At 64.6% G+C, this 11,020-nt stretch carries 6 protein-coding genes; 1 reads left to right on the top strand and 5 read right to left on the bottom strand.

What is annotated here, in order from left to right; translation table 11 throughout:
- Positions 1–129: 129 nt before the first annotated feature.
- The 4 genes from mtnN to KIH77_RS08305 form a co-directional block, all read right to left on the bottom strand.
- A complete protein-coding gene (gene mtnN / locus KIH77_RS08320) occupies positions 130–825 on the bottom strand; it encodes a 5'-methylthioadenosine/S-adenosylhomocysteine nucleosidase (protein WP_219100907.1) in 696 nt (231 codons plus the stop codon).
- A 630-nt stretch (positions 826–1,455) separates the two neighbouring features.
- The gene (locus tag KIH77_RS08315) at positions 1,456–2,640 is read right to left on the bottom strand and encodes a 3-deoxy-7-phosphoheptulonate synthase (RefSeq protein ID WP_219100905.1); all 1,185 of its coding nucleotides are present in this window, start codon (positions 2,638–2,640) and stop codon (positions 1,456–1,458) included.
- 513 nt (positions 2,641–3,153) lie between these two features.
- A complete protein-coding gene (locus KIH77_RS08310; RefSeq protein WP_219100903.1) occupies positions 3,154–6,033 on the bottom strand; it encodes a family 78 glycoside hydrolase catalytic domain in 2,880 nt (959 codons plus the stop codon).
- Between the two features lie 499 nt (positions 6,034–6,532).
- Positions 6,533–7,666 (bottom strand): 3-deoxy-7-phosphoheptulonate synthase, encoded by a 1,134-nt coding sequence (locus KIH77_RS08305; RefSeq protein WP_219100901.1) that lies wholly within the window; start codon positions 7,664–7,666, stop codon positions 6,533–6,535.
- Between the two features lie 377 nt (positions 7,667–8,043).
- On the opposite strand from KIH77_RS08305, the gene KIH77_RS08300 reads away from it, so the two are divergent.
- Positions 8,044–9,057, top strand: coding sequence for a ribose-phosphate diphosphokinase (locus tag KIH77_RS08300; RefSeq protein WP_219100899.1), 1,014 nt, complete (start codon positions 8,044–8,046; stop codon positions 9,055–9,057).
- Positions 9,058–9,524: 467 nt separating this feature from the next.
- Here the strand turns inward: KIH77_RS08300 and KIH77_RS08295 are convergent, their stop codons facing one another.
- On the bottom strand, positions 9,525–10,892 hold the full coding sequence (locus tag KIH77_RS08295) for a C1 family peptidase (RefSeq protein ID WP_219100897.1): 1,368 nt from the start codon (positions 10,890–10,892) through the stop codon (positions 9,525–9,527).
- Between the last annotated feature and the right edge of the window lie 128 nt (positions 10,893–11,020).

Genomic DNA, 11,020 nt, shown 5'->3' with positions numbered 1-11,020 from the left:
GGTCTGCCATGACCGCGTTCCGATGACCGCATAATCAAAAAACGAGGGTTCCGGAGCCGATGGAAGTCGGTTCCGGAACCCTCGTCGTATTCGCGCTAAGTATCGCTATCGTTCAGGCCTGTGCGGCCGTCACATCCTGCCGAGGATGTTGAGGACGAGCTTGGCGGCGGTGTCGGCGTATTCGCTGATGTCGAATTCCTTGAACGTCTCGTATTCGGTGTCGGCGTTGTCGCTCAGCGCGCGGATGACCAGTGCGGGCACGCCGTTGCGCGAGGCGACGTGCACGACGGCGGCGCCCTCCATCTCCACGGCATCGGCGCCGGTGGCCACGATCACCCTGTTGACGTTCTCATCGCCTTCGACGAAGTAGTTGCCGGTGGCGATGATGCCGGTGATGTGGGTGATGCCCATGTCGTCCAACGCCTCGTCGGCAAGTTCGATGAGCTTCGGGTCGGAATGGAATTCCTCGGTCTTCGGCGCGGACTGGGCGATGAGGCGCATGTCGGAGTCGAGGTAGCGCAGCGTGCCGCCGAGCACGACGTCGTTGATGTGCAGATGCTTGTTGAGATTGCCGGCGATACCGGAGAAGATGACGGCTTCGGGCCGGTGGACGTCGATGAGATGCTGCGTGGTGGCGGCCGCGTTCACCGTGCCCATGCCGGCCACCGTGGCGACGACGTGCAGCGTTTCGCCGGACTTCGTGGCATAGGTGCCGGAGACGACGTCAAGACCGGCGGCGTGCGTGGTGGCGGTGTCGTGCAGTGACTGCGCGATGAGGGCGACCTCTTCGTCCATTGCTCCGATGACGGCGATGGTCCTGGTCATGAATGCTCCTTTACGGTACGTAATCTGCGTAATGACTTTCCCCGATACAGCTTAGTGGGTCTTGCACCAGGCCGGCTTCAAGTCGCGGGAGAGGACGGGAAACGGTGAGGACGGGACGGTCCGACACCTACCAACCCACTACCGCCGCAAGCGGAGCCGCCATACCCTCTGTCATCCTGAGCGAAGCCGCTTGCGGCCTCTCCTTGTCATCCTGAGCGAAGCAGTATGCGTCCTCTCCTTGTCATCCTGAGCGGAGGGCGTATGCGTCCTCTCCTTGTCATCCTGAGCGGAGGGCGTAGCCCGGAGTCGAAGGATCTTGCACCCCTAGCCGATTCAAGATCCTTCGACTCCGCCGCAAGCGGCTCCGCTCAGGATGACAGAAAACGCACGGCTTACGAGAGACGTATTTCCCAACGGCGCGCTCGATGCAATCGCGCGCCCTGAGCCTACGGACAGTCCACAGGACTGTCCGCGTAACGGCTCAGCCCTTCTAGCCGCAAGCACAGTAGCGGACCTGAGGGAGGGAGACGTATGCGTTTCGCGATCGTAAAGACTTGGCCTGAGCGGCCCGGAGCGTATCGCGAAATGCATACGTCTCCCGACCGCCCTTCCGCGTGTTACGCAGCGGCGTCAGCTCCATCGGCGTTCGCCCACCGCCTGGGCGAGCTCGCGCAGCAGCTTCTCGGTTTCGGGCCATGCGATGCATTTGTCGGTGATGGACTTGCCGTAGACGAGCTGGGGCAATGGCGCGGCGGGCTGGTTGCCGCCTTCGATGAAGCTTTCCATCATGATGCCGGTGATGCCCTGTTCTCCTGCGGCGATGCGGGCGGCGATGTTGCGCACGACTTCGGCCTGGCGGTGTTCGTCCTTGCCGGAGTTGCCGTGCGAGGCGTCGATGACGAGCCCGTGCGCGGCGGCCGAGTCGGCGGGCATTTCGTCGCGGACCGCGGCCATGGCGGCGGCGACGGATTCGGGGTCGTAGTTCGGACCGTGGCTGGAGCCGCGCAGCACCACGTGGCAGTCGGGGTTGCCGAGCGTTTCGACGGCGGCGGCGCGTCCTTCGTGGTCGATGCCGAAGAACGTGTGCTGCTGGGCGGCGGCGTAGCAGCCGTTGATGGCGGCTTTGACGGAGCCGTCGGTGGCGTTCTTGAAGCCGACGGGCATGGACAGTCCGCTGGCGAGCTGGCGGTGGATCTGGCTTTCGGTGTTGCGCGCGCCGATCGCGCCCCAGGTGACGGCGTCGGCGATGAACTGCGGCGACGTGGGTTCGAGGAATTCGGTGGCGGCGGGCAGTCCGGCGTCGAGTACGTCGAGGAGGACGCGGCGGGCGAGCAGCAGGCCTTTGTGGATGTTGTGGCTGCCGTCGACGTCGGGGTCGTTGATGAGGCCTTTCCAGCCTACGGTGGTGCGCGGTTTTTCGAAGTACACGCGCATGACGATCATGAGTTCGCCGTCGAGTTCGTCCTTGAGTGCGGCGAGCCGGTGCGCGTAGTCGAGTGCGGCCTTGGGGTCGTGTACGGAGCAGGGGCCGACGAGCACGAGCAGTCGGTCGTCCTGGCCGTACAGACAGGCGCGTACTTCGTCGCGTGATGTGGCGACGAGGTCGCGGGCGGCGCCGTCGAGCGGCAGGTCGGCGAGCACTTCGGCCGGCGTGGGCAGCGGGTCGAGCTCCATGACGCGGCGGTTGACGATGCGGTCGATGCCGACCTGGTCCTCCCAGCGTGGGATGCCTTGCATGTTCAGCGGGTTCTTGCCCTCCCCCAGGGCCTCACGGATGGCGCGCAGCTCTTCGCCGCGGTCATTGTTGTCTTGCATGACGAATCAGTCTCCTCATATGCGAATGTCCTCCCACATTGTACGGGTTGCCGGCACGACCGTAGTGCCGTCTCCTTCCGTAGCGGAGCACTCCCCTCGGCCGTCCTACCCTGTCAGCCGGACTGCACCTCACTGTCATCCTGGGCGAAGCCGCTTTATTCTCCACTGTCATCCATCCTGGGCGAAGCCGGCTTATTCTCCACTGTCATCCATCCTGAGCGAAGCCGGCTTATTCTCCACTGTCATCCTGAGCGAAGCCGGCTTATTTTCCACTGTCATCCTGAGCGAAGCCGCTTGCGGCGGAGTCGAAGGATCTTTGAGCACGGTATGTGCAAGATCCTTCGACTCCGGGCTACGCCCTCCGCTCAGGATGACAAGAGTTGGTGCCGGCCCTCCGCTCAGGATGACAAGAGTTGGTGCCGGCCTTCCACTCGGGATGACAAGAGTTGGTGTCGGCCCTCCGCTCAGGATGACAAGAGTTGGTGCCGGCCCTCCGCTCGGGATGACGAGTGGTCAGGCGTTTGCGCTCTTGGCGACGATGACGTGGTGGCCGGCGGTCAGGCCGTGGATGCGGCGTGCGCCCTCGGGGTAGTTGCCCTGCGCGATGGTGGTGGGCATGCCCAGCGAGGCGTCGCCCGCGGAGGCTTCCTCGCCGTTGAGCGTCAGCACGCCTTTGCCTTCGGTGAGCGGCGGCACGATCACGTCGGCCGTGGTGCCGATCGGCACGGTCACGGTGATTTCGATGCCGTCGACGCGCTGGTCTCCCGGCGTGGGAATCGTGTCGCCGAGCAGCTTGTACGAGGCTTCGATCCGTCCGACGGCGGTCGGCACGATGGCGCTGGCTTCGCGCACGGCACCGCCCTGCGGCGCCACGACGAACTCGCGGAAGCCCGGCTCCAGCGGGTGCACGCCCACCATGTACCGTGGCAGCAGGTATGCCGGCGAGCACGCCCACGGATGCGAGTACGTGGTGTTGCTCTTGAGGTCCAGGCTCCACGCCTCCATGGTGGCGCCCGCGCCCTGGTCGATCATGTGCTGCCAGGTGCGTTCGCCTTCGGTGGCGGCCATCAGCTCGTTCGCGTAGGAGCCGGCGCCGGCCTTGTAGAGTCCTTCGAGCAGGATGGCGGCCACGTACACGCTGCAGGCCATGCCCTTGCCATGCAGGAACCTCACCACGCGCGGGATGCGCTCGGCGGGCACGCGGCATCCGGCGAGCACGAACGCGGAGGCGTGTTCGGAGCAGTGGCCGAGCTGCGCGCCGTCGGCGCCGGTGTCGAGCCCGTCGACGTAGGCGCCGGTCTCCTCGTCCCACAGCCGTTCGTTGATGGCCTTGTTCATTCGTGTGGCGATGCGGAAGTACCGGCGTCCCTCCTCGCCCTTGCCGAGTTTCAGTGCGAGCTGCGACGCGCACCGGTAGGCGTAGGCGGCGAGCGCGTTGATGACGGTGTTCACGCGGCCGAATTCGAATCCGTCGCGTTCGGCGGGCGGCCAGTCGACGAGGTCGCCGTCGGTGTGGCTGCTTTCGCCCGGGTCCTTGACGATCAGCCCGGTCGTGTCGTCGATGTAGCCGTTGGGCAGCATGGCGACGATCTGGTCCCAGTGGTCGCGCGCCTGCTTGAGGTTGCCGGTCTGCACCCACGCGTTGTATACGGCGAGCACCAGGTACATGGGCCATTCGGTGGGCCAGGTGCGGTTGGCGAGCAGGAAATTGATGGAGTATTCGCCGAGGGCGGGCGCGTCGTCCAGTGCCAGGTGCGCGCGCTGCTGGAGCCATGCGTCGGCCTCGTACGGAATGCGTTCGCGCGTCCACGAGTCGACGTACATGTTCACGTTCAGGCCTTCGATGGTGCTGCGGCACAGGTTCCATACGCGGTTGAGGGTGTCGTCGGATGAGTCGAAGCCCTTGGCGTCGCCGTGGAACGGGTAGATGAGCGAACGTGCCATGATGGCGGTGTCGCTGTCGTACAGCGTGTCGATGAGGCCGTCGTCGTCCCCAGAGAGGATCTCGACGTAGCGGAACACGCGCAGGCCCCATGTGCGTGCGGAGATCGGCACCTTGAGCTTGTTCGGTTCGAAGTGCCAGACGTCCTGATACGTGTTGTAGGCGCTCAGCCGGTATTTGACGGTGCGGTCGTCGTTGAGCACTTCGCCGTAGCGGATGACGAGGTTCGTCGGCGTGGACGAGTATGCGGCCATGCGGATGCCGCCGGCCACGGCGCGCCCGAAGTCGAGGACGAGGCGGCCGTCGTCGGTCTTCCATTTGTCGACGGCCTTCCATTCGTGCAGTTCGGGCTTGTCGATGGGCGCGGCCTTGAGTTCGTCGAACGCGGGCTTGACCTTGGCGCCGGCCCATGCGATGTCGTCGTAGCCGACCTCGGACATGCCGCGCGGGTATTCCGCGGCGTCGATGTATTCCGCGGGCAGTTCGTAGACGTGCGATCCGACGGACGGCGAGTCGAGGAAGACGTTGTTGCCGACCTTGGCGAGCCATTCGTCGTCGGTGCCGAAGTGGGCGAGCGTGCCGTCCTCGTACATGACGTCGAGCTGGGCCATGAACCGCTGGTCCTCGAGCGCGTAGGCGATGACGCCGATGAAGTTGTCGCGGCCGGGGACGAGGTACCGGGTGACGTCGAAGCCGTCGTATCGTGTTTCGCCGGCGATGGGGAACGTCGGTCCGATGCCGACGAAGTGGCCGTTGAGCCACATGCGGTAGACGAACTGACGGGACCGCCAGACGCTGGCGCCGGTGGCGTTGAGCGTGGCCCAGCGGATGGGCTTGCGTGCGAGGCTGATGCGTCCGCGCATCAGCGCCCAGCCCTGGGAGTTGTGCTCCGACTGCATGGTCTGCGGCTTGGCGGCGAACTGGTCGTCGGCGTCGGATTCCACGGCTTCGTCGAGGGCGTTTTCGGGCAGGTCGAGGGTGCGGTAGGCGTTGGCGGTGAGCGGGTCGGCCCAGATCGGCTCGGCGTGCCATGCCGTGCCGGCGCCGGTGCCGAACGTCATCGGCTCGCTCCATGCGGTGGGTTTGCTGGAGTCCTCGGTGCCGCGCCAGACACGCACGGCCGTCCAGTAGCGGGTGCTGGCCGGCATGGCGACCTCGTCGAGCGTGACGCCGTCGAAGCCGTTGCCTTCGCGGCGGCCGGAGTCCCATACGTCGCCGATGCCGGATTCCGCGATGTCGTATGTGGAGGCGACGACCACCTGGTATGCGACGACGGCGTTGAAGGCCGTGGCCTCGTCGGCGGCCTGCACGGTGCCGATGTCGACGAGCGGCACCTCCCATTTGAGTACGGGCGCGACGTCCGGCTCCAAGTCGACGGGCGCCACGCGCTCGTTCATCCGCAGGTGCTTCGGCGCCTTGCTTTCCGTCACGACGACGATTCTATCGGCCATGTCTTTTCCCTTCCCCGCATCGTTGCAGAAATTCCATACACGACCATTATTTCGCATGAAACGCCAAAACGACCGAACATTTTCCGTGTTTTTATCCAGTCGTCAACCACACGTCAACTCCCCTCGGGATGCTCCTGTCGTCCTGAGCGGAGGGCGAAGCCTCTCACCCGTCGTCCTGAGCGGAGGGCGAAGCGTCTCACCTGTCATCCTGAGCGGAGGGCGAAGCGTCTCACCTGTCATCCTGAGCGGAGGGCGAAGCGCTTCACCTGTCATCCTGAGCGGAGGGTGAAGCCCGGAGTCGAAGGATCTTGCACACATCGTGGTCAAAGATCCTTCGACTCGCTGCGCTCGCTCAGGATGACAAAAGGAAGAGCCGCCCGTTCAGGATGACACAGAACACGCCGTCCACTCAGGACGACACGTCTCAGCAACTTGGCTCCCCTCAATCATGAGGGGAGCCGATTGGTACGCAGCCAACCGACTCCCCTCTGGAATCCGTCTACAGCGTGCGACGCTTGCGGACCGCGGCGGCGAGCGTGTGCAGCAGCTCGTCGGTGCGATCCCACGGCACGCAGCGGTCGGTGACGGACTTGCCGTACACGAGCTGGTCGAGCGGGGCGGGCTTCTGCGATCCGGCCTCGATGAAGCTTTCCATCATGATGCCGGTGATGCCCTTCTCGCCATTGCCGATGCGTTCGGCGAGGTTCTCGACGACCTTGGCCTCGACGACCTCGTCCTTGCCGCAGTTGCCGTGCGCGGCGTCGACGATCAGGCCGACCTCGCTCGGACCGGGCGCCTTCGACTTCTTCAGCGCCTCGAGCGCGCCCTTCACCGATTCGGGATCGTAGTTCGGGCCGTGGCTCGAACCGCGCAGAATCAGGTGGCAGTCGGGGTTGCCCTTCGTCTCGGCGGCGATCACGTGGCCGTCGAGGTTGATGGACAGGAAGTGGTGCTGGAAGCTGGACGCGTAGCAGGAGTCGGCGGCCGCCTTGATGGAGCCGTCGGTGGAGTTCTTGAAGCCGACCGGCATCGAAAGGCCGCTGGCCAGTTCGCGATGCACCTGGCTTTCGGTGTTGCGCGCGCCGATCGCGCCCCAGCTGATCGCGTCGGAAAGGTACTGCGGCGTGATGGGGTCGAGCCATTCGGTGGCGGCGGGCACGCCGAGGTCGAGCACGTCGGAAAGCACCTTGCGCGCCATGAACATGCCCTTGCGGATGTTGAACGTGCCGTCGAGGTCGGGGTCGTTGATGAGGCCCTTCCATCCGATGGTGGTGCGTGGCTTCTCGAAGTACACGCGCATGACGATCACCAGGTCGTCACGAAGTTCGTACTTGAGTTCGGCCAGACGCTGCGCGTAGTCGTGCGCGGCCTTCGGATCATGGATCGAGCAGGGGCCCACGATGGCGAGCAGGCGGTCGTCGCGGCCGTTGAGCACGTCGCGGATCTCCTGACGCGAGCGGCGGACCAGCTCGAGCTGCTTGTCGCTGAGCGGAATCTCCCTGATAAAGGAGCGAGGTGCCGGAATAGGATCAAGCTGATAGATGTTCACATCCATCGTCTCGGGAAAAACCGCGCGCTCCGAGAGATTGCGCCGTTCGTCTTCGCTGCTGTCGGGGCCACGAAGCACTGCCATATTTCTCACCTCTTTCACTGCATGATGCGACGGTCTGTCGCCATGTATCTCGTCTCAACCGCTGAGACGAACTCCCACTATACGAGGTCCCCGCCACTTTCCCCCGTGTTGTCTCATTCGATTGCATCGAATCCGATGTGCGATGCCCGTTCCGGAACCGTCGGAGGAGACGGCGTCGACGACGACGTCGGGACGTCTTCATTGTCTCACTATTGCCGACGGACGCCACATATCGGGACGATTATGGGGCGTTTTCCAACAACATGTGATGACTGGCGCCACGTCAAACGTTCCATGACGCGACACCGCTACGCTGTCAGGTAGGAAAACCCCATGATTTCGACTACTATCGACAAGGGTCGAAAGGAGAAACTCGCATGTCCACAGTCCTGGAGGAAACCCCGAAGAGGAAGCTCGCCATCGTCACCGGCCGGGCATACCCGGAATTGGGTGAGGAAATCGCGAAATGCCTGGGCATCGACGTTCTCCCTACGACGGCATACGACTTCGCGAACGGCGAGATGTACATCCGCTTCACGCAGCCCGTGCGCGGCGCCGACGTGTTCGTCATCCAAAGCCACACCGACCCCATCAACAAGTGGATCATGGAGCAGCTCATCATGATAGACGCGCTCAAACGCGCGTCCGCCCGCTCCATCACCGTCGTCGCGCCGTTCTTCGGCTACTCCCGTCAGGACAAGAAGCACCAGGGCCGCGAACCCATCACCGCGCGCCTCATGTTCGACATGTTCAAGACCGCCGGCGCCGACCGCATCATCACCGTCGACCTGCACGCCACGCAGGAGCAGGGCTTCTTCGACAACCCCGTCGACCACCTGACCGCCATGCCGATCCTCATCGACTACGTGCGCAACCACTGCGAGCTCGGCAACGTGACCATCGTCTCCCCCGACGCCGGCCGCATCAAGGTGTCCGAACGCTGGGCCGCCCGCCTCGACAACCGTCCGCTGGCGTTCATCCACAAGTCGCGCGACATCACGCGTCCGAACCATGCCGAGGCGCATGGCATCATCGGCGACGTCGAGGGCCGCGACTGCATCGTCGTCGACGACATGATCGACACCGCCGGCACCATCTGCGAGGCCGTGAAGGTGCTGCGCGGCGCCGGCGCCAAGAGCGTGACGCTCGTCGCCACCCACGGACTACTCTCCGGCCCGGCCGTCGAACGACTCAAGAACTGCGGCGCCCGCGAGATCATCCTCACCGACACCGTGCCCGTGCCCGCCGAGAAGCGCTTCGACGGCGTGACCGTGCTGTCCATCGCGCCGCTGCTGGCCGCCGGCATCCGCTCCGTGTTCGAAAGCGATTCGGTGACGCACCTCATCGAAGGACTGCCCGCCGACATGCGCGAACGCAACATGTACGCGTAAAATCGCGGATTTACGACGATATACAACGAGGTCCGGCACCGTTTGGTGCCGGACCTCGTTGCGTATCGGGTCGGGTGACTGGGCAGAAGCGAGGACGCCCCTGGAGCACTCCGTTATTCCGAGCGCGCGCAGCCACATGGTCAGTATCCTGAGCGAGCGCAACCACACGACACGGTCGTCATCCTGAGCGAGCGCAACCACACAGTCGTCATCCTGAGCGAGCGCAATCACACAGTTGTCATCCTGAGCGAGCGCAATCACACAGTTGTCATCCTAAACGCGCGCAATCACACAGTTGTCATCCTGAGCGAGCGCAGCGAGTCGAAGGATCTTTACCATAGCACGGACAAGATCCTTCGACTCCGGGCTGCGCCCTCCGCTCAGGATGACAGAACACTCCACAGCGCGACAGTCCACTGGACTGTCGCGCTTAACGGTTTTCTAGCTTTGGCTTGACGGCTTTGCCGTCAAGCCAAAGCTCCCATTGGATCCCAGGCGGGGAGGGCGATGGCGGGGGCGGCGAGGGCCTCCTGATACTCCTTGGGCAGGTAGGACTTCGGGACGGCAACCTCGTAGACGAACTCGCTGAACCAGTCGTCGCTCATCGTGAAGTAGCCCTTGTCGGCGATCTTGTCGCCCCACGAGTTCTCCACGCGCCAGCGCCGCGTCGTCGTGCCGTCGTCGGCCACATCGACGCCGACGAACGCCATCGCATGGTTCATCGCGGAATCGGCGAAGCGCACACGCTCCTCCTTGTCCATCGCGAAGTCGAAGTCGTACACGCGGCCGTATTCGAACAGGTCGGTGGCCCATGCGCCGTTCGTGCGGTCCATCATCGGATGGCAGTCCGCGCCGAACCAGACGGGAATGCCCTGTTCCTCCATGATGCGGCGGGCGCAGTCCTTCATGAAGTCGACCGGCACGTTGAGATACTCGGTGGGCGTGCCGCCGACGACGTTGCCAAGATGCTCGATGGCGATCTTCGTGCCCTTCGGATGCTCCTTGCGCGGGTCGTCGACCAGGCAGACGTAGTCCTCAAGGCCGGCGTCGACGTAGCGGTTCCAGAACTCGACGGGCGTGATCTCGCCGACGCGGTGGAAGTCGCCCTCGTCGTCGGTCCACTCCCAGTCGAAGCTCGTCGGCGGCGTGCCCAGATGGATCGTGAGCACACGGTGCGCGGCGGCCAGCGTCTCGGCCACGGTGGATTCGACGTCGGCGCCCTCATACAGCCGGGCGACAGCCTGACGCAGCACGGAACGCAGGTTCGTGTTCATCTGGCCGGTGTTCTGGCTGGACGCGGTCTCGGGGAACAGGTCCTTCGGCACGGCGCCGTACTTGGTGTACACGTTCAGGGCCATGGTCCACTGGCCGCCGTCGCCCATCACGTCGTGCAGCAGATGCTGCATGAGACGGGAGTCGGCGGGCTCTCCGGCTGCGACGAGCGCGGCCACGTCCTGCAGGAAGTAGTTCACGCGTTCGAGCTTGTCGTAGTACATGGCGTAGCTCTGGGAGAACTCGAAGTCCTTGACGCCGAGGTTCTTCTTGGCCACGAAACGCGCCACGTTCAGCGAGCTGAACAGCCAGCAGCGGCCGGAACGCGCCTGCGACGTGACCTTGCCGTTGTCGACGACGGTGGAGAACCGGCGCTGCAGCGAACGGGCGCGGTCGAAATTGCGGGCGGTCTTGTCGATGCCGGAATCGGTGACCGCGTTCATGGCGATGCGGTTGGCCTCACGGGCGTCGAAACGCTCACGCAGGTCGGCGAGACGGCTTTCGGACAGGGATGCGAACTCGGTGGTTGCGGCGGTTGCGGCGGCTGCGGTTGCGTCAGTCATGCATGCGCTCCTTCTTGTGCACGGGCTCGATGGACGGCGGCATCTCCGCGGGGGCGGCCATCGTCTGCATGTGCGGCGGCACCGGGGAGGCCGGAGCGGCGGGGGCGGCAGCCGGCTCGGCGGGGGCC

Source organism: Bifidobacterium pluvialisilvae (genome assembly GCF_019331695.1).
Taxonomy (GTDB): domain Bacteria; phylum Actinomycetota; class Actinomycetes; order Actinomycetales; family Bifidobacteriaceae; genus Galliscardovia; species Galliscardovia pluvialisilvae.
Note: the sequence above shows the minus strand (reverse complement) of the source record. Positions and strands in the feature narration are given on the sequence as shown.

Excerpts from the sequence above, each read along its gene's own strand:
- mtnN (WP_219100907.1), bottom strand. The coding sequence starts at position 825 with ATGACCAGGACCATCGCCGTCATCGGAGCAATGGACGAAGAGGTCGCC.
- KIH77_RS08315 (WP_219100905.1), bottom strand. The coding sequence starts at position 2,640 with ATGCAAGACAACAATGACCGCGGCGAAGAGCTGCGCGCCATCCGTGAG.
- KIH77_RS08310 (WP_219100903.1), bottom strand. The coding sequence starts at position 6,033 with ATGGCCGATAGAATCGTCGTCGTGACGGAAAGCAAGGCGCCGAAGCAC.
- KIH77_RS08305 (WP_219100901.1), bottom strand. The coding sequence starts at position 7,666 with ATGGCAGTGCTTCGTGGCCCCGACAGCAGCGAAGACGAACGGCGCAAT.
- KIH77_RS08300 (WP_219100899.1), top strand. The coding sequence starts at position 8,044 with ATGTCCACAGTCCTGGAGGAAACCCCGAAGAGGAAGCTCGCCATCGTC.
- KIH77_RS08295 (WP_219100897.1), bottom strand. The coding sequence starts at position 10,892 with ATGACTGACGCAACCGCAGCCGCCGCAACCGCCGCAACCACCGAGTTC.